An 18,340-nucleotide genomic window follows, 5' to 3' on the forward strand; every position below is an offset into this window, starting at 1 on the left:
CTGGGTCGGGGATGACGCGGGGACGGGAGAACTACCAGACGGGCGATCCGAACGTCGGGATGTCGGTGACGTGATCGAGGTACGTGCCGTAGTCGATGTCGAGGCGGGCGAGTCCGTACGTTGCGCGGACCTCGCTCGTGACACCGAGCAGATGGACGGGGTCGCTGACGCAGTGCCGGTGTTCCAGCGTCGCCGACCCCGACTGCGGGGAGTGTTCGGACTCGAACGCGAACGGGATCCGGACGAGACGGCTGATGTCGAATCCGTTCCCCTCCGCGCTCGGAATGAGCTTGAGGGTGTAGTGGGTGGAGAACCACTCCGGCACGAGTTCGGTTGCCGCGCGGGTGCCGTCGAGGGTCACCCGTCCCGCGACGAGGTCGACGCCGGCGGCATTCGTCATCGAGTATTCGATGCCGCCCGGAGTCTCGTCGAGCCGTACTCGACGCGCCTGCTTCTTGGGCAGCCCGAACAGCTCGCGACCGAGGATTCCGTGGTTCAACCCCTCGACGTAGGTGCCGACGGCATAGGCACCGTCGGTACCGTCGGCGTGGCGGCAGCGAACCGAGATGCCGCCCTGCATATAGGCGGGACGCACCTCCTTCGTACCGTCCGCAGCGGAGAACTCCGCCCCGATGAACTCCGCGATCCACACCGCGACCTGCGGGCGACCGCCCGGGTCGAGCGGGGTCGGCAGAATCGCGTCGAGCACCTCGCCGTCCGTCTCGTACACCAGCGACAGCCAGCGAACGCGTACCGATTCGGTCCCCGCCGCGAACAGGGGCGCGAACGCGGGCATCGCCGTGGCCGCCGCTGCGCGTTCGGGTGTCATGCGTACACCTCCGAGTCCTCGACGACGAGAGCGGCTTCGATCTCGGCGACGATCCGCTCGGCGGTGGGCACGATGGCGTCGACGAGGCTGGGCGCGGCCGGAATTCGGGCGGCCGGAGCACCGATACGTAGCGGCGGCTGCCGAAGCTCGACACCCGAGCACACCACGTCCGCAACGACTTCCGCGCCGAGGCCGGCGAAGGTGTGAGCCTCGTGCACTACCGCAAGACGTCCGGTGCGCTGCACGGATCGCTTGATCGCGCCGGTGTCGAGGGGGCGCAGCCATCTGGCGTCGATGACCTCGAGGTCGATCCCCTTGGCAGCCAGGGCGTCCGCCGCCTCGAGCACACGGAACTGCATCGCGCCCCAGGTGACCACGGTCATCGTGGTCCCGGGCCGACGAGTCACGGCGCCGCCGAGCGGCAGGACCGGACCGCCCAGGGTGACGGGCAGCTTGGCGCCGTGGTAGAGCGTCCGGTTCTCGATGACGATGGTGGGATCGTCGGACCTGATCGAGGTCAGCAGAAGATCGTGAGCGTCCTGCGCGGTCGCGGGCATGCACACCTGGAGTCCCGGCACGTGCGCGAAGAGCGCCTCGAGGCTCTGCGAGTGCTGTGCGCACGCTCCCGGCGCGCTCCCCTGCTGCGTCCGCACCGTGATCGGCGCGGACAGCACGCCCTCGGAGACGTACCGGACGTTGGCAGCCTGGTTCACCAACTGGTCGAGCGCGACCAGGGAGAAGTCCGCCCACATGATCTCGACGACGGGCCGTCGGCCGAACAGCGCCGAACCGATCGCGCCACCCAGAATCGCCGACTCCGAGATCGGGGTGTCGAACACCCTGTCTCCGAACGCTTTCCGCAGACCCTTGGTAACTCCGAACACCCCACCGGGGGCGGCGACGTCCTCGCCGAACACGAGGGTGGTCGGGTCTTCGGTGAGCGCGCGGCGCAGTGCTTCGTTGACGGCGCCGGCGTAGGTCAGGTTCTTGGTGTCAGGCATAGAGGTGCTCCAGTGCAGTGTGGGGATCGGCGATCGGATCGTGCAGCGCCCGGTCGGATGCGTCCGCGACCTCGCGGGCGACATCGGCCACCACTGCGTCGAGATCGACCTGCGTCACACCGGATGCCACCAGCGCCTGCGCGGTACGAACCAGCGGTTCGTCGGGGGTGACCTGCTCGATCTCGCCGTCGGGTCGGTACTGCTGGGCGTCCCCGATGTAGTGGCCGACGAGGCGATGCGTCATCGCCTCCAGGAGGACGGGCCCCTTGCCGTCTCGAGCGTGTTCCGCGGCCCGGGACATGGCTTCGGCCATCTTTTCTGGGTCGTTTCCGTCGATCCGCGCACCGGTGAAGCCGTAGATGCCGGCCCGTTTGAACAGGACGTCGTTCTTCACCATGTCGACGATCGGCGTCATCTCCGAGTAGTGGTTGTTCTCGACCACGAAGATCACCGGAAGGTTGCGGATGGACGCGAAGTTCATCGCCTCGTGGACGGCCCCCTGATTCAGGGCACCGTCACCGAAGGCCGCCACTGCGACCCTGCCCGATCCGTCGAAGGTGGCAGCGAGCGCGGCGCCCGCGGCGATCGGCGCACCGGCCCCCACGATCGAATTCTCGCCGTACATCGCGTGCGCCGGCGTGGAGAAGTAGGCCGATCCGCCGCGGCCACCGTTCGCGCCGGTGCTCCGGCCGAGGAGCTCGGCGAGCACTTCGTGCACGGAGGCGCCGAGGGCCAGCGCCCAGCCGTGGCCACGGTAGGTCGGAAACACCGCGTCCCGCGAAAGGTCCAGGCCGGCAGCGCCACCGACATAGATGGCCTCCTGTCCATTGCACAGGTGGACCGATCCGACGACGTCACCGGCCTTGCGCAACCGGAGAATCTCGTTCTCGGTCGCACGGATTCTGTGCATCTCGCGGAAATATCGGAGCAGAACTCGAGACATGTGTCCTCCACAGTCTGATGGTGATTCGGTAGTAGATGGGTGTCGGCAGCGCGACACGGGCGGCGTCAGCGGCCGTCGCCCACCACACGCAGCGGTGTAGGTGAGGTGGTGCGAAGGTAGGCCGTGGCCCGGTGCGCGACGTCGCGGACGTGCGTGCTCAGCGAGCCGAGATCACGGTTGAATCGAGCGGTCGGCGCGGACACCGCATAGGCGCCCGACGGCTTGCCGTCGACGTCGAAGAAGGGCGCTGCCACGCAGGACACGCCGACCTCGTACTCCTCGGCATCGATCGCGTAGCCACGCTGGGCCACCAATCTGAGCTCCGTGGCAAGCGCGTCGTGGTTCGGGATCGTCTTCGGCGTCAGCTGCGTGAAGCTGTCGTCGGGGAGCATCGCCTCGACGTCGCGCGCCGGCAGGTGCGCGAGGATCGCCTTGCACGATGCGCGAGCGTGCATGTTGCCGGTGTACCCCACGTCGAGGTTTCCGACGTTCAGCATGTGCAGCCCGGCGATCCACTCCTGCAGCGTGACGGTGCCGTGGTACCAGCCGGAGATGTACACCGTCTCGCGGGTCAGCCGATGCAGCCGGGACAACAGCGCCGAGAGCGTCGGATCGGGACGGGTGTGATCGGCCACAGTCTTGCTCAGTCGTGCGGCGCGACTGCCGACGATGTAGGTGCCCTTGGGCAGCCTCGTGACGAAGCCGTCCTCCTGCAGTGTGCGCAGGATGTGATAGCAGGTGCTGCGGTTGAGATCCAGCTGTCGCGCAAGACTTTTCGCAGACGCCGTGCCATCCGCAGCCGCTATGGCCTCGAGGACCTCCAAGCCCCGGGACAGCGTGCGCAACGTCGTCCCCTGGTTCGAGGCAGTCACGAAGTCGTCCGCGACGCGAGGGCGAGAACTGTTCGCGCCAACACCTCAGCCGACGCAACCACCTCGTCCTCCTCGATCGACTCGTCCGGGCTGTGCGCGAGCGCCGTGTCGCCGGGGCCGTAGATGATCGTGGGGATGCCGCGGGGGCCGTACTGTGCGGCGTCCGTGGCGGCGGTCATCCCCACCAGCGGAGTCGCCGACCGACGCACAGCGTCGACGCTCTCCCGGGCCGCCTGCACGAGAGGGGTGTCGGCATCGGTCTGCCATCCCGGCAACTCGTGCTGCCACACGATCCTGCTCGGTCGCGCGCCCCAGCCGGCGTCGGCGTCGACCTTGGCCACCAGCGCCTCGATCCCCGCCCGCATCTCGTCGAGATCCTCGCCGGCGGCCACTCCCCAGCGACCGGCCATCTCGGCGGTGTCCGGCACCGCCGCCCGCCACGTCCCCGCGCGCACGGTCCCCATGACGAACGGGACGGGAGTAGGGATGTCCGCGAAGTACTCGTTCCGGTGCTCCTCGGCCCGTGCGTCCGCGAGGTCGGAGAGCGCGGAGTGGATACGCATCAGGTGCAGGAAGGCGTCCTGACCGCGCCACGGTGCCGACGTGTGGGCCGAGACCCCGTCGATCTCGACACGGAAGAAGAGCAACCCGGTTCCGGCGGGCGCCGCGATCCCGCACGTCGGTTCGAGAACGATGGCCGCGGCCGGCTGCGTGATCCGTTCGAAGGCGGCGCGGGTGCCGATCCCCGTCGTCTCCTCGGCGACGACCAACTGGACGGCAACGTCGAAGGGCAGTTCCACGTCCAGGTTTCGCAGTGCCTGCAGCGCGAAGACCCCGGATGTGACGGGACCCTTCGTGTCGACCGATCCACGCCCGTGAACGCGTCCGCCGCGGCGCATCCCGCTGAACGGCGGCAACGTCCACGATTCGACGTCTCCGGGAGGCACGACGTCGATATGCCCGTTCAGCACGACCGTCGGCACGTGGTCGCGGGGCGGGCGCGGCCACGCGACGATGTTGCATCGGTGGTCTAGCCGCGGCTCCGTGGCCGGATCCGCTGCGCGGCCCGTCGCGGTCAGGTGGAGACGTTGCGTCTCGTGGGTCCAGCCGTTCGCATCGAACCAGCCGGTGAGGAACCCGTGGATCGTGTCTTCGTCGCCGCTGACGCTGGGGCACCGCACCGCGCCGGAGAGGAACTCGAGCATCGGCTCCCGCAGGTCCTCGACCGTCTCCTGCAGCCTTCCCACAACTCGTTCGGTGGGCTCGGTCGTCCGGGTCATCGCAACACCTCGTTCGGTCATCCGTTCGTTCGGTGGACCCACGATGAACTCCGAGCGATGGTTGGGCAACGAGGACGCCGATCGAGTGTCACTATATGAACTTTCGCCCGATCGGACTACTCCGATCGGCGTCGAAGCCCCCGCCGAGAAGCCATACGTACCGGTCAGTCCATACCGCGACCCGAGATCGCCCTCGCGAAATTTCAGATACCCGGACTCGGCGCCGAGCGATCTCGATGCCGAAGCCGGTCGGACCTATCGTGACGCGCCTAGGCACCGCGCCGCGGCGCACCGATCCGCGGCTCCCCACAACCCTGGCAGGAGCTTCAGAATGACCGAGGCCACGCTGTACGACCGGCACCGTTCCGTCATGCCCGAGTGGATGTCCCTGTACTACGACGATCCCCTCGAAATCGTCTCGGGGAAGGGACGACACGTCGTCGGTGGGGACGGACGCACGTATCTCGACTTCTTCGGCGGTCTGCTCGCGACGATGGTCGGCCACGACATCCCCGAGATCACCGAGGCGATCCGCGCTCAGGCGGGGCGCATCATGCACTCCTCGACGCTCTATCTGATCCGCGCCCAGGTGGAGCTCGCGGAGAAGATCGCGGCACGGGCGCCGGTCGACGATCCACGTGTCTTCTTCGTCAACTCCGGATCGGAAGCCGTCGAGACGGCCTTCCTCCTCACCAGTTGTGCGAAATCCTCGAATCAGGTCATCGCACTGCGGGGTAGCTACCACGGTCGGTCGTTCGGCACCGTCGCGGCGACCGGGATCCGAGGGTGGTCGGCCACCTCGCTCAGTCCGTTGCAGGTGACGTACGCGCACAGCGGGTACAAGTACCGGAGTCCGTTCGGGCACCTGGACGACGACGCCTACACCTCCGCGTGCGCCGGGGAACTCCGCACGATGATCGAGACGTCCACCTCCGGGAACGTGGCCTGTTTCATTGCCGAACCGGTGCAGGGAGCAGGCGGTTTCGCGACTCCCCCGGACGGGTTCTTCCTGGCGATGCAAGAGGTGTTGCGGGAGTACGAGATTCCGTTCGTCTCCGACGAGGTGCAGTCGGGTTGGGGACGAACCGGCAGGTCCTGGTTCGGAATCGAGCACTACGGCGTCCGTCCTCAGGCGATCACGTTCGCAAAGGGGCTGGCAAACGGCATGAGCATCGGCGGAGTCGTTGCCGAGGAGTCACTGATGAACTCGCTGACCGCGAACTCGATCTCCACGGCCGGCGGCAATCCGATGGCGATGGCCGCAGGGAACGCGGTACTGGACTACCTCGAAAACCACGACCTGCAGTCCAACGCGGACCGCGTCGGCGCGCTGCTCTCTGATGGTCTGCGTGCCATAGGAGCTCGATGCCCGCTGGTCGGTGAGGTCCGCGGTGTCGGTCTGATGATCGGGGTCGAACTCGTGCTGCCCGGCACCAAGGCTCCCGCTGCGTCGGCGACCACAGCGGTCCTCGAAGAGGCGCGGGCCTCGGGCCTCCTCATCGGTCGGGGCGGATTGCACGGCAACGTCCTTCGCGTCACCCCACCGATGACGGTCACCCCGGACGAGGCCCTCGAAGCTCTCTCGATCCTGGAGGCCGTCCTGATGAAGGTGTCGACCGCGGTCGACGGGTGACGATCGGACCCCCGTCCCGACCGGGACGGAAGTGGCACGTCCGAGATGCCCGGAGGCACTCCTAGGCCAGGGTCAGTCGGCCGCGGGTTCGAGGACCATCACCGGAATCCGACGGCCCGCGGCCCGCTTCTGGTACTCCGCCCACGCCGGATAGATCGACAACCCGAGTCGCCACAGCCGCTCGCGCTCCGCACCCGTCACCTCGTGTGCCCGCACCTGCTGCACCGCACCGCCGGCCACCGAGATCTCGGCCCGCGGGTGGGCGCGCAGGTTGTGGTACCAGGACGGGTTGTCCGCCTGCCCGTAGTTGGAGGCGATGACGACGATCCGGTCGCCGTCCGGCAGACCGAGCAGCGGGGAGGTGCGGCGGACGCCGGTGCGCGCGCCCGTCGTCGTGAGCATGACCACCGGCAGATCCGTCAGCATGCTCGTCAGGGTCCGCCGCCCCCGGGTGATCCGGAACACCGGGCGGTCGACGTGGTGCAGCGTGCGCGCGAACACCCAGGACACCGGCGCCAGGCCGCCGATCGAGCGGAACCCGCGCTGAATCGGGTTGGTCTGACGATACGTTCGCATCCGCGCCATCGGTGTCTCCCTCGCGGCTGTCAGTTCTGGGCGAGCGCGGGTCGCGGACCCGGCTCGGCCCGCGCGGTCCGCCGGTACAGCACCAGGAACACCAGTGCGACCAGCGGTTGCAGGAAATCGGTGGGGATCGCCCACACGTTCATCGGTTCGGTGTTGTCGTGCGCCGACCACTGCACGATGTGCCCGATGCCGTCGCCCCAGAAGTAGACGATGACGACGAACACGGCGGCGCTCATCCAGCCGCCGCGGTTGGCCCTCCACGCGCACCCGACGCCGGCGGCACCGATCGCGATGTCGGCCCAGCCGACCTCCCACTGGAACATCGACTGGGTGTAGCCGATTCCGTCGGCGATGTCGTCCGATGTCGGGCCGATGTGCCCGATGCCGCCGAGCACCGTCCACGCGCCGCCGCCGACCACGAACCACAACGCGATCAGTTCGTAGATCCGGGTGCGGGTCCGCCGGTCCGGGTGCCGGTCCAGCGCGATGTGTGCCGCGGCGCCGACGATCAGCACCGCCCACTGGGTCAGGAAGTACCCCATGACATCACCAACTCGGTCCGAGAGGCTCGTACACGTCGAGGCGTCAATCGTCGCACGCACAGGACACCGCCGCGCCGGAAACAGTCGTGCCGCTCCCCCGTTCGGAGGAGCGGCACGACGAGAACCGGCGCGGCAGAGGCTAGAACCCCAAGCGGCCCAGCTGCTTCGGGTCGCGCTGCCAGTCCTTGGCGACCTTGACGTGCAGGTCCAGGAAGATCTTGACGCCGAGGAGCTTCTCGATCTGCTTGCGCGCCACGGTGCCGACCTCGCGCAGCCGGGCGCCGCCCTTGCCGATCACGATGCCCTTCTGGCTGGGCCGCTCGACGTACAGCAGGGCGTGGACGTCGAGCATCTCCCCCTGCTTCTCGGTGCGCCCCTCGCGCTCGCGCACCTCCTCGATCACCACGGCCAGCGAGTGCGGCAGTTCGTCGCCGAGACCCTCGAGCGCGGCCTCGCGGATCAGCTCCGCCATGAGCGTTTCCTCGGGCTCGTCGGTGAGCTCGCCGTCCGGGTAGAACGCCGGGCCGGGCTCCATCAGACCGGCCAGGAGCTTGACCAGCAGCTCGACCTGCTCGCCAGAGACGGCCGACACCGGGATCACCTCGGCCTCGGGCCCGAGGAGCTTGGAGACCGCCATGAGCTGGGAGACGAGCGCGTCCTTGCTCACCTTGTCGATCTTGGTGACGATGCCGACGAGCTTGGTCTTGGGCGCCATCTGCCGCACCTGCTCGAGGATCCACCGGTCGCCCGGGCCGATCTTCTCGTCCGCCGGAATGCACAGGCAGATGACGTCGACCTCGGAGTACGTGTCGCGCACGAGGTCGTTGAGGCGCTGGCCGAGCAGCGTGCGCGGTCGGTGCAGACCGGGCGTGTCGACGAGGATCAGCTGGGCGAAGTCGCGGTGCACGATGCCGCGGATCGTGTGCCGGGTCGTCTGCGGCCGCGACGACGTGATCGCGATCTTCTCGCCGACCAGCGCATTCGTCAGCGTCGACTTGCCCGTGTTGGGCCGTCCGACGAAACAGACGAAGCCGGAACGGAATTCGTTGTCGGTCATCTTCACTCCTGGTTCACGTTTCCGTCTTCGTTCGTTGCGTCGGCGGCGGCCGACTCCTCGCCGAGCACGCGCTCGACGTACACGGTGCTGATCCGTACGCGGCCGCGCACGTCGGCGCCGCCTTCGCCGCGCAGCCGTAGCCCCGCGGTCACGACCTCCGACCCGGGCAGCGGTACGCGCCCGAGTTCGTAGCCGAGCAGCCCGCCGACCGTTTCGACCTCGTCGTTCTCGATCTCGAGGTCGAACAGTTCCCCGAGGTCCTCGACCGGCAACCGCGCCGAGACCCGGTAACTGCCGTCGCCGAGATCCTCGACCGGCGGGGTCTCGTCGGTGTCGTACTCGTCGGCGATCTCCCCGACGATCTCCTCGATCACGTCCTCGATGGTGACCAGGCCGGCGATCCCGCCGTACTCGTCGACGAGGACGGCCATGTGGTTGCGGTCGCGCTGCATCTCCGCGAGCAGGCTGTCGAGCGGCTTCGAGTCGGGCACGAACACCGCCGGGCGCATTACCTGCGACACCGTGACGCTGCGACCGCCGTCGGACGAGTAGTAGGTCTGCTGCACGAGGTCCTTGAGGTAGACCACGCCCAGCACGTCGTCGACGTTCTCCCCGATCACCGGGATGCGCGAGTGCCCGCTGCGCACCGCGAGCGAGGTGGCCTGGCCGGCGGTCTTGTCGGCCTCGATCCACACCATCTCCGGGCGCGGCACCATGACCTCGCGGGCCGAGGTGTCGCCGAGTTCGAACACCGACTGGATCATCCGGCGTTCCTCGTCGGCCACCACGCCGCGTTCCTGCGCCAGGTCGACCAGCTCGCGCAGCTCGATCTCGGACGCGAACGGCCCGGCCCGGAATCCGCGGCCGGGGGTGAGCGCGTTGCCGACCAGGATCAGCAGGCGGCTGACGGGGCTGAGCAGGGCGCCGAGCGCGACCAACGGCATCGCCGCGGCGAGCGCGATCGGGTAGGCGTGCTGCCGGCCGAGGGTGCGCGGGCCGACACCGATCGCGACGTAGTCGACGAGCACCATCACGACGATCGTGACGACGACGCCCCACACCGGGCCGATCAGTTCGATCAGCGCCCCGGCGAGCAGGACGGCCGCCGCGATCTCGCACAGGATCCGCAGCAGCACCATGAGATTGACGTAGCGGGGGCGGTCGGAGACGATCCGCACCAGGCGCGCCGCGCCGGGGCGTTCGTCCTTCGCCAGCTCCTCCACCCGGGCGGGCGAGAGCGTGTTGAGCGCCGAATCGAGAGCCGCGAACAGCCCGCCCAGCGGCACCAGGACGACCGCGAGAACTATGAGGACGACGGCGTCACTCACCGGCCGATCACCGTCCGCCGGGTGTCACTGTTCGGCACCGTCGACGAACCCGGTCTTACCGAGCAGCCGCTGGTCGCGTGCCGCCAGCTCGGCTTCGCGCTCCGCGCGCCGCAGATCCTCGTACCAGTCCGCCAGCAGCTGGTTCTGCAGGCCGAACATCTCCTTCTCCTCCTCCGGCTCGGCGTGGTCGTAGCCGAGGAGGTGCAGGACGCCGTGGACCGTGAGCAGCGCCAGTTCGTGATCGAGCGAGTGGCCGGCCTTCTGCGCCTGATCGGCCGCGAACGACGGGCACAGCACGATGTCGCCGAGCATCGACGGTCCGGGCTCCGGCGCGTCGGGACGTCCGCCCGGCTCGAGCTCGTCCATCGGGAACGACATGACGTCCGTCGGTCCGGGCAGATCCATCCAGCGCATGTGCAGGTCCGCCATGGTCGCCGAGTCCACCAGCACCATCGACAGTTCCGCCGCGGGGTGAACGTCCATGCGGGCGATCACGAATCGGGCGACGCTGATCAGGTCCTCGTCGGAGACTTCCATCCCCGATTCGTTGGAGATCTCGATGCTCATGTACGTCGCTCTTTCGTCGGTCGCGCGCCGGACCGTGGCCAGGGTCGCGGGGAAGCTGTCGTGCGGAAACTGTGGGGCGGGAACAACCCTACCGCCGGTGCGAGCGCGACTGGACCGCTCGCCGCTGTGCGCGGTTCCCGAGCGGCACCTCACCGGTCCGCGACGCCTCGAACCGGTCGTACGCATCGACGATGTCGGAGACCAACCGGTGCCGCACCACGTCGCTGCTGTCCAGGATCGCGAAGTGGATACCGTCGATGTCGTCGAGGATCTCGGTGGCGGCCCGCAGGCCCGAGCGCGCGCCGCCGGGCAGGTCGACCTGGGTGATGTCGCCGGTGACGACGATCTTGGAGCCGAAACCCAGACGGGTGAGGAACATCTTCATCTGCTCGGCCGTGGTGTTCTGCGCCTCGTCGAGGATGATGAACGCGTCGTTGAGCGTGCGGCCGCGCATGTAGGCGAGCGGGGCGACCTCGATCACCCCCGCCTGCATGAGCTTCGGGATCGCCTCCGGATCCATCATGTCGTGCAGGGCGTCGTGCAGCGGGCGCAGATACGGGTCGATCTTCTCGTGCAGCGTGCCCGGCAGGAAGCCCAGCCGCTCGCCCGCCTCGACCGCCGGACGGGTGAGGATGATCCGCGTCACCTGCTTGCTCTGCAGCGCCTGCACGGCCTTGGCCATCGCGAGGTACGTCTTGCCGGTGCCGGCCGGGCCGACGCCGAACACGATGGTGTTCTCGTCGATCGCGTCGACGTAGCGCTTCTGGTTGAGCGTCTTGGGCCGGATCGTCTTGCCACGCCGGGACAGGATGTCGAGGCTCAGGATGTCGGCCGGCGACTCGGACAGCCCTTGGGTGAGCATCCCCACGGTCCGCCGGACCACATCGGGGGTGATCGGCTGATTGCGCCGCACCAGCGCGGCGAGCTGCTCGAAGACCCGCTCGGCCAACGCGACGTTGGCCGGGGTGCCGGTCAGCGTGACGGCGTTCCCACGCACGTGGATGTCAGCGTCGAGGACCTGTTCGAGAGCGGTCAGATTCTCGTCGGAGGACCCGAGCAGGGGCGGCACCACCTCGGGCGGGAGTTCCATGCTCGAGCGGACAGTGCGCTCGGCCGGCTGTGCGGGATCCTGCGGGGCGCCGCGGTACCGCGGCGAGCCGTTCTCGACTTGTTCACTCACGTGAGGGCTATGGCCTACTTCCAGGTCCGACGGGTCCGCGACGGGGTTGTCACGTGCCCAAAGTCTAGCGCCCGCCGGCGACACCGCCCACCGAGTTACCCGGCCGAACCCGTGTTCGATTTGCCCGACTCGGCCAGCCACCGCCCGGCCCGCTCGACCACCTCACCGGCCCGAGCGGGCGGCAGACCGAGCAGGACCAGGCCCGCCGTCGCGAACGTCTCGCCGCGGTCGACGATCGCGCCCCGGTTCGCGTGCTCGAGCAGCGTCAACGTCATCCCCTCGTACATCGCCACCAGCAGATCCGCCGGCAGGTAGTCCGAGAACACACCCTCGCGCTGCCCCCGCTCGACGTTGTCGATGCTCGTGGTCCGCAGCGGTTCGAGGAGGGCGTGGATCCGCTCGTCGCCGAGTTCACGGCGGGCGAACGAGAGCAGCACCCGGAACCGGTCGCCGATCGGCCAGGTCCGCAGCGCCAGGACCGCGACACCCAGATCGGGCGCCTCCGGCGCCGGCGGACCGGCGCCGAGGGCCTCGGCGATCGCGGTCGACGCCTCCACGACGAGTCCCTCGATCAGCGCGTCGCGGTTCGGGAAGTGCGAGTACACGGTCCGCCGCACCACCCCCGCCGCCCGCGCCACGTCGTCCATGCTGGCATCCGGGTCGGCGGCGAACGCCGAGATCGCGGCCTCGAGAATGCGGGCGCGGTTCACTCGCGCCTGAGCGCGCAGGGGCGGCACAGCGGGAGGCGTCTCGGGAGTCACCGGTACATCCTCTCCCGCACCCGGGCTGTGATCTACGCCATGCCCTACTTGCACACCGATGTGCAGAAAACTAACTTGCACATCAATGTGCAAGATCTCCGGTGGCGCCCACCGGGATGCGGGGAGGGTTCGAGACGATGACCATGACGCTGTCGCAACTACCGGGGATCGCCACCACCCCCGTCGACCGGATGGACCGGCCGTACCCGCGCCGCTGGGCGGCGCTCGGGGTGCTGTGCCTGAGCCTGCTGATCGTCGTGATGGCCAACACCGCGCTCATCGTGGCCGCGCCGGACATGACCCGGGACCTGCAGCTGACGAGCGCGGACCTGCAGTGGGTCATCGACGGCTACACCGTCCCGTACGCGGCGCTGATGCTGCTGTTCGGCGTCATCGGCGACAAGTACAGCCGGCGCGGGGCCCTGTTCGCGGGCCTGCTCGTCTTCGGCGGCGGCGCGGTGTTCGGCAGCCTCGCCGATACCACTACCTTGGTGATCGCGGCGCGCATGGTCATGGGCGTCGGTGCCGCGATCATCATGCCCGCGACGCTGTCGCTGCTGGTCGCGACCTTCCCCGCCGCCGAACGCGCCCGCGCCATCGCGGCATGGGCGGCCACCTCCGGCCTCGCGATCGCGCTCGGCCCCCTGCTCGCCGGGTGGCTGCTCGAAAGCCGTTCGTGGCACTCCACATTCCTGATCAACGTCCCGATCGCCGCAGTCGCGATCGTCGCCGGGCTGATCCTCGTCCCGCCGTCGAAGGCGCACGGGCTGGGCCGCATCGACTGGCTCGGCGGGCTGTTGTCGGTCGTCACGATCGGCTGCCTCGTCTTCGCGATCATCGACGGCTTCCACTTCGGTTGGGGCGCAGGCGCGCTCGCCGCGGCCGCGGTCGCGGTCGTCGGGCTCGCCCTCTTCGTCGCGTGGGAGCTTCGGCATCCGCAGCCCCTGCTGAACGTCCGCAAGCTCGGCGAGCGCGCCGTCGGCGGGGCGTCGCTCGCGGTGATGCTCGTGTTCCTGGCGGCGTTCGGGGCGATGTTCTTCATCGCGCAGCAGTTCCAGTTCGTCCTCGGGTTCGGCGCCCTCGACACCGGTGTCCGGTTGCTGCCGCTCGCGGCCGCCGTGTCGGTCGGCGCCGCGGCCAGCGCGCGCCTCGCCCCGAGGATCGGCACCCGAGCGATCGTGGCCGGCGGCATGCTGGTCGCGGCGGCGGGCATCCTGCTGCTCGTCCGCGTCGACGGCGGCTCGACCTACCTCGACTTCGTCCCGACCCTCGTGCTCCTCGGTGTCGGCATCGGGCTGGCGGTCTCCCCCGCCACCGACGCGATCATGGGCAGCTTCCCCGACCAGGATCTCGGCGCGGCCGGAGGGCTCAACGACACGGCGATCGAACTCGGTGGCTCGCTCGGCATCGCGATCCTCGGTTCGGTCCTCGCATCGGCCTACAAGGACGGGATCGCCGGCTTCCTCGCGGCGCTGCCGATCCCGAAACTGACCGGGCCGCAGGCCGATCTGGTGGCCCAGGGGCTGCAGGCGTCGGGCGAGTCGGTCGGCGGTGCCGCGATCGTGGCCGACGAGATGTCGAAGAACATGCTCGCGGCCGCGCAGGCCCAACCGCTCATGGACGCGGCCACCGTCGCCTTCGCCGACGCGATCTCACGCGCCAGCCTGGTCGGCGGCCTGGCCCTCGCGGTCGGCGCGGTGGCGGTCGCCGCGATCCTGCCGGGTCGAACGGCCTCGGGTCAGGAGTGACCGCCGAGCAGCAGTTCGCGGGAGAGCTTCCAGCTCCGCGTGTTCGGGTCGAGGAACGCGAAGTGGTCCTCCCCCTCGATCAGGTGCACGTCCACCGGGTCACCGGCGGCACGGGCCGCGTCGTGGTACCGGGACGCGATCTTCGCCGGAACCTGGGCGTCCTCGCTGCCGTGGAGGACGACGACCGGCACCCCGATCGGGACCCGATGGTGCGGCGACGCCGACCGGTACAGCTCGGGGTCGTCCTCGAACGGCACGCCGAACAGGTCCTCGATGTAGCTGACACGTCGACCACGCTCGGCGGCCGACGCGAGGTCCAGCGCACCGGCCTGCGACACGAACAGCTCCGGGCGGACCGTCGTATCACGTTGCCCGGCAAGCCATACCGCGAGCTGACCGCCCGCCGAGTGCCCGACGACGCGGACCCGGTCCAGGTCGAGCGGCACCGGGGACGCCGCGGCGACCGGTCCGGCGATCGCCTCGAGCGCCGCGACGACGTCCGCGGACATCTCCGGCCACCGCCCGCCCGCGCCGATCCGGCGGTACTCGACGTTCCACACCGCGACACCGCTGCGGGCCAGTTCGAGCGAGAACGACGTCCCGAGGTTGAGGTGGTACTTCCCGCTCCAGTAGCCGCCGTGGATCACCATGACGACCGGAACAGACTCACCCGTCGGGTTCTCGGGCGCGTAGAAGTGGCCGAACTGCTCCGGCTCGGGACCGTATGCGATGCGTGTCCTGGGCATGTCCGTCGCTCCTGGATCAGTCGAGAGGGGCCGCGGACCAGCGGTCGGTGAGGACGCCGATCGCGCCGAGCGCCACCGCCGCGGCCGTCGACGTCCGCAGCACGGTCGGGCCCAGCAGCACCGCGGTCGCACCGGCGTCGGTGAGGGCGGCGACCTCGTCGTCGGACAGCCCGCCCTCCGGTCCGACCACCAACGCCACCTCCGGGACGTCGCGCAGCGGCAGCGACGCCAGCGGAGCCTGCGCCGACTCGTGCAGCACGGCCACGACGCCGCCGCGACCGACGACCGCACGCACCAGGTCGAGCACCTGGGCGGTGTGGTGGAGGTCGGCCACGTCCGGCACGAACGACCGCCGCGACTGCTTGGCCGCCGCGATCGCGGCGTTGCGCCAGCGGGCGACGCCCTTGTGGGTCTTGGCACCCTCCCACCGCGCGACGCAGCGCGCCGACTGCCACGGCACCACCGCGTCGACACCGGCCTCCGTGGCCAGTTCCACGGCGAGTTCGGACCGCTCGGCCTTGGGCAGTGCCTGCACCAGCGTCACCGACGGCGTCGGGGGCTGCTGGTCGCGGCGCGCCGTGACCTCGAGGTCGAGCCGGTCCTTGGCGGCGGCGGTCACCGTCGCCTCCGCGATGCCGCCGCGACCGTCTGCGAGCAGCAGGCGCTCACCCGGCTTGATGCGGCGCACCGTCGCGGCGTGCCTGCCCTCGGGTCCGTCGAGCACGGCGGGCTGCCCGACGTCGGGCAGCGGATCCAGATAGAAGACCGTCGCGGCCATCAGTGCGCCCGGTGCCCGTCAGCGGCCGCTGAACGCGTCGCGCAGACGGGAGAACAGGCCACCGCTGTTCTGCGAACCGGTCGACACGACCTCGGCGTGGTCGCGGTCGCGGTGGTTCTTGAACTCCTGCAGCAGCTTGCTCTGCTTGCCGTCGAGCCGCGTCGGGATGACCACCTCGAGGTGCGCGTGCACGTCGCCACGGACAGTCGAGCGCAGCTTCGGCATGCCGTGGCCGCGCAGCACGGACACCGAGCCGGGCTGCGTGCCCGGGTCGACCGTGATCTCGGTCGGTCCGTCGATGATCGTGTCGAGGGTGACGGTGGTGCCGAGCGCGGCGTCGACCATCGGCACCCGGATCGTGCAGTGCAGGTCGTCGCCGTCGCGCACGAACACGTCGTGCGGCTGCTCCAGGATCTCGACGTACAGGTCACCGGGGTGGCCGCCGCCCGGGCCGACCTCGCCCTGGGAGGCCAGCCGGATACGCATGCCGTTGCTGACACCGGCGGGCACCTTGACGTTGATGTCGCGGCGGGCGCGCACGCGGCCGTCGCCGCCGCACTTGTGGCAGGGGTCGGGGATGGTCTCGCCGGCACCGCGGCACGTCGGGCACGGGCGCGACGTCATCACCTGGCCGAGGAACGAGCGCTGCACCGACTGGACCTCGCCGGCACCGCCACACGTCTCGCATCGCATCGGCTTGGAGTCGCCGTGGGTGCCCGCTCCGGCGCAGCCGTCGCACAGGATCGCGGTGTCCACGGTGATGGTCTTGGTGACACCGGTCGCGCACTCCTCGAGCGTGAGCTTGGTGCGCAGCAGCGAATCGGCGCCCGGCTGGACGCGGCCCTTCGGCCCGCGCCCACCGCCGCCGCCACCACCGAAGAACGCCTCGAAGACGTCGCCGAGGCCGCCGAACCCGGCGCCCGCGAAGCCGCCGCCGGCGCCGCCGCCACCGGTCTCCATCGGGTCGCCGCCGAGGTCGACGATGCGCCGCTTCTCCGGATCCGACAGCACCTCGTACGCGGTGGAGACCTCCCGGAAACGGGCCTGCGCGGACTCGTCCGGGTTGACGTCCGGGTGCAGCTCCCTGGCCAGCTTGCGGTATGCCCGCTTGATCTCCTGATCGGTCGCCTTCGGCCCGACGCCGAGTGTGCCGTAGTAATCCCGTGCCACTTTGGGTATCTCGTCCTTCTCTACTTCGTTCGCACCACGCGGTGAACCGCTCCGACGGCACACCGACCGGGTCCTGTGCCCTGTCCGACGCCGCCGACCGGCCACACGTTATCGCTCGGCGAGTACCTCGCCGATGTACCTGGCAACGGCAGCCACCGAGGCAATTGTTCCCGGATAGTCCATCCGGGTGGGCCCGAGGACCCCCACACCACCGAACACCGTCCCGGCGGCACCGTAGCCGGTGGAGATCACCGACGTGCCCCGCATCTCCTCGACCTGCGTCTCCTCACCGATCCGGACGGTGACCCGACCGGCATCCTGGGTCGCGGCGAGCAGTTTGAGGACCACCACCTGCTCCTCGAGCGCCTCGAGGACCGAGCGTAGCGAGCCGGGCAGCCCGCCCTGGGTCGTGAAGTCGGCGGCGTTGCGGGTCAGGTTCGCGGTTCCCCCCAGGACCAGTCGATCCTCGGGATGCTCGACGAGGGTCTCGACCAGCACCGTCGCCGAGCGCACGACGGCGTCGCGGATGCTCTCCGGCGCGTCCTCCGCCAGCTCGGAGACCGCGATCGATGCCGCGGCGAGCCGCTTGCCCTCGAGCGCGCCGCCGAGCAGGGCACGCAGCCGCGACAGGTCCGCGTCGTCGATCACGTCGCCGAGTTCGACGATCCGCTGGTCGACCCGGCCGGAATCGGTGATCAGGACCAGCAGCAGCCGGGCCGGCGTGAGCGCGACCACCTCGAGGTGCCGCACCGACGACGCCGACAGGGTCGGGTACTGCACGATCGCGACCTGCCGGGTCAGCTGGGCCAGTAGCCGCACACCGCGCCGCAGGACGTCGTCCAGGTCCACCCCGGACTCGAGGAACTCGAGAATCGCGCGGCGCTCGGCGGACGACAGCGGTTTGACGTCGGCGATCCGGTCGACGAACTGGCGGTACCCCTTGTCCGTGGGCACCCGCCCCGAGCTGGTGTGGGGCTGGGCGATGTAGCCCTCGGCCTCGAGGACGGCCATGTCGTTGCGGATCGTCGCGCTGGAGACGCCGAGATTGTGGCGTTCGACCAGCGCCTTCGACCCGATCGGCTCCTGGGTGGCGACATAGTCGGCGACGATGGCGCGGAGTACCTCGAACCGCCGTTCCTCCGTACTCGACACCGCTGTCCACCTCCACTTCGCCACGAGACCGGGATTTCTCGCTGTCACCCCAGGGAACGAGCGCCCCGAGAACGGCACCCACCTCGATACCCAGTCTAATGGCCGGTCCCATTGCCAACTGCGCAGCCCGCGCCAGGCATTCGGCACGAGCCGGGCAACCCGGTCAGG

18 protein-coding genes are annotated in these 18,340 nt (G+C 69.6%); 2 read left to right on the top strand and 16 right to left on the bottom strand.

What is annotated here, in order from left to right; all coding sequences use genetic code 11:
- Nucleotides 1–31: 31 nt before the first annotated feature.
- From EGT67_RS00535 to EGT67_RS00555, 5 genes are all read right to left on the bottom strand, one after another.
- The gene (locus EGT67_RS00535; RefSeq protein ID WP_127914101.1) at nucleotides 32–829 is read right to left on the bottom strand and encodes an acetoacetate decarboxylase family protein; all 798 of its coding nucleotides are present in this window, start codon (nucleotides 827–829) and stop codon (nucleotides 32–34) included.
- On the bottom strand, nucleotides 826–1,830 hold the full coding sequence (locus EGT67_RS00540) for an alpha-ketoacid dehydrogenase subunit beta (RefSeq protein WP_127914102.1): 1,005 nt from the start codon (nucleotides 1,828–1,830) through the stop codon (nucleotides 826–828). Before EGT67_RS00540 ends, EGT67_RS00535 begins: the two co-directional genes overlap by 4 nt.
- Nucleotides 1,823–2,740 carry a thiamine pyrophosphate-dependent dehydrogenase E1 component subunit alpha gene (locus tag EGT67_RS00545; protein ID WP_241565830.1) on the bottom strand — a complete coding sequence of 306 codons (918 nt, stop codon included), beginning with the start codon at nucleotides 2,738–2,740 and terminating at the stop codon, nucleotides 1,823–1,825. The genes EGT67_RS00540 and EGT67_RS00545 overlap by 8 nt, the downstream gene beginning before the upstream one ends.
- Nucleotides 2,741–2,838: 98 nt before the next feature.
- On the bottom strand, nucleotides 2,839–3,645 hold the full coding sequence (locus EGT67_RS00550) for an IclR family transcriptional regulator (RefSeq protein ID WP_127914104.1): 807 nt from the start codon (nucleotides 3,643–3,645) through the stop codon (nucleotides 2,839–2,841).
- The gene (locus tag EGT67_RS00555) at nucleotides 3,642–4,925 is read right to left on the bottom strand and encodes a M20 family metallopeptidase (RefSeq protein ID WP_127914105.1); all 1,284 of its coding nucleotides are present in this window, start codon (nucleotides 4,923–4,925) and stop codon (nucleotides 3,642–3,644) included. The genes EGT67_RS00550 and EGT67_RS00555 overlap by 4 nt, the downstream gene beginning before the upstream one ends.
- Before the next feature lie 331 nt (nucleotides 4,926–5,256).
- Here EGT67_RS00555 and EGT67_RS00560 point away from each other — a divergent pair, with 331 nt between their 5' ends.
- Complete coding sequence (locus EGT67_RS00560) at nucleotides 5,257–6,558, top strand: aspartate aminotransferase family protein (RefSeq protein WP_127914106.1); 1,302 nt, start codon at nucleotides 5,257–5,259, stop codon at nucleotides 6,556–6,558.
- Between the two features lie 72 nt (nucleotides 6,559–6,630).
- Here the strand turns inward: EGT67_RS00560 and EGT67_RS00565 are convergent, their stop codons facing one another.
- The 7 genes from EGT67_RS00565 to EGT67_RS00595 form a co-directional block, all read right to left on the bottom strand.
- Nucleotides 6,631–7,143 carry a nitroreductase/quinone reductase family protein gene (locus EGT67_RS00565; RefSeq protein WP_127914107.1) on the bottom strand — a complete coding sequence of 171 codons (513 nt, stop codon included), beginning with the start codon at nucleotides 7,141–7,143 and terminating at the stop codon, nucleotides 6,631–6,633.
- A 20-nt stretch (nucleotides 7,144–7,163) separates the two neighbouring features.
- Nucleotides 7,164–7,685 carry a DUF6790 family protein gene (locus tag EGT67_RS00570; RefSeq protein ID WP_127914108.1) on the bottom strand — a complete coding sequence of 174 codons (522 nt, stop codon included), beginning with the start codon at nucleotides 7,683–7,685 and terminating at the stop codon, nucleotides 7,164–7,166.
- Nucleotides 7,686–7,824: 139 nt separating this feature from the next.
- A complete protein-coding gene (gene era, locus EGT67_RS00575) occupies nucleotides 7,825–8,742 on the bottom strand; it encodes a GTPase Era (RefSeq protein ID WP_127914109.1) in 918 nt (305 codons plus the stop codon).
- 2 nt (nucleotides 8,743–8,744) lie between these two features.
- Entirely contained in the window at nucleotides 8,745–10,070 is a 1,326-nt protein-coding gene (locus EGT67_RS00580; RefSeq protein WP_127914110.1) for a hemolysin family protein, read from the bottom strand.
- 24 nt (nucleotides 10,071–10,094) lie between these two features.
- Nucleotides 10,095–10,637, bottom strand: a complete 543-nt coding sequence (gene ybeY / locus EGT67_RS00585; protein WP_127914111.1) for an rRNA maturation RNase YbeY — start codon at nucleotides 10,635–10,637, stop codon at nucleotides 10,095–10,097.
- An 88-nt stretch (nucleotides 10,638–10,725) separates the two neighbouring features.
- The gene (locus EGT67_RS00590; protein WP_127914112.1) at nucleotides 10,726–11,817 is read right to left on the bottom strand and encodes a PhoH family protein; all 1,092 of its coding nucleotides are present in this window, start codon (nucleotides 11,815–11,817) and stop codon (nucleotides 10,726–10,728) included.
- 95 nt (nucleotides 11,818–11,912) lie between these two features.
- On the bottom strand, nucleotides 11,913–12,578 hold the full coding sequence (locus EGT67_RS00595) for a TetR/AcrR family transcriptional regulator (RefSeq protein ID WP_127914113.1): 666 nt from the start codon (nucleotides 12,576–12,578) through the stop codon (nucleotides 11,913–11,915).
- 137 nt (nucleotides 12,579–12,715) lie between these two features.
- Between EGT67_RS00595 and EGT67_RS00600 the strand changes: the two genes are divergently transcribed.
- Nucleotides 12,716–14,326 (top strand): MFS transporter, encoded by a 1,611-nt coding sequence (locus EGT67_RS00600; protein WP_127914114.1) that lies wholly within the window; start codon nucleotides 12,716–12,718, stop codon nucleotides 14,324–14,326.
- On the opposite strand, the gene EGT67_RS00605 is transcribed toward EGT67_RS00600, so the two are convergent.
- The 4 genes from EGT67_RS00605 to hrcA form a co-directional block, all read right to left on the bottom strand.
- Nucleotides 14,317–15,072 carry an alpha/beta hydrolase family protein gene (locus tag EGT67_RS00605; protein WP_127914115.1) on the bottom strand — a complete coding sequence of 252 codons (756 nt, stop codon included), beginning with the start codon at nucleotides 15,070–15,072 and terminating at the stop codon, nucleotides 14,317–14,319. The genes EGT67_RS00600 and EGT67_RS00605 overlap by 10 nt on opposite strands.
- 16 nt (nucleotides 15,073–15,088) lie before the next feature.
- A complete protein-coding gene (locus EGT67_RS00610) occupies nucleotides 15,089–15,850 on the bottom strand; it encodes a 16S rRNA (uracil(1498)-N(3))-methyltransferase (protein ID WP_127914116.1) in 762 nt (253 codons plus the stop codon).
- 18 nt (nucleotides 15,851–15,868) lie between these two features.
- Nucleotides 15,869–17,020 carry a molecular chaperone DnaJ gene (dnaJ, locus tag EGT67_RS00615; RefSeq protein ID WP_127914117.1) on the bottom strand — a complete coding sequence of 384 codons (1,152 nt, stop codon included), beginning with the start codon at nucleotides 17,018–17,020 and terminating at the stop codon, nucleotides 15,869–15,871.
- Between the two features lie 108 nt (nucleotides 17,021–17,128).
- Nucleotides 17,129–18,172, bottom strand: a complete 1,044-nt coding sequence (gene hrcA / locus EGT67_RS00620) for a heat-inducible transcriptional repressor HrcA (RefSeq protein ID WP_127914118.1) — start codon at nucleotides 18,170–18,172, stop codon at nucleotides 17,129–17,131.
- Nucleotides 18,173–18,340: the final 168 nt, after the last annotated feature.

This window comes from Prescottella agglutinans (assembly GCF_004011865.1).
GTDB classification, from domain to species: Bacteria; Actinomycetota; Actinomycetes; order Mycobacteriales; family Mycobacteriaceae; genus Prescottella; species Prescottella agglutinans.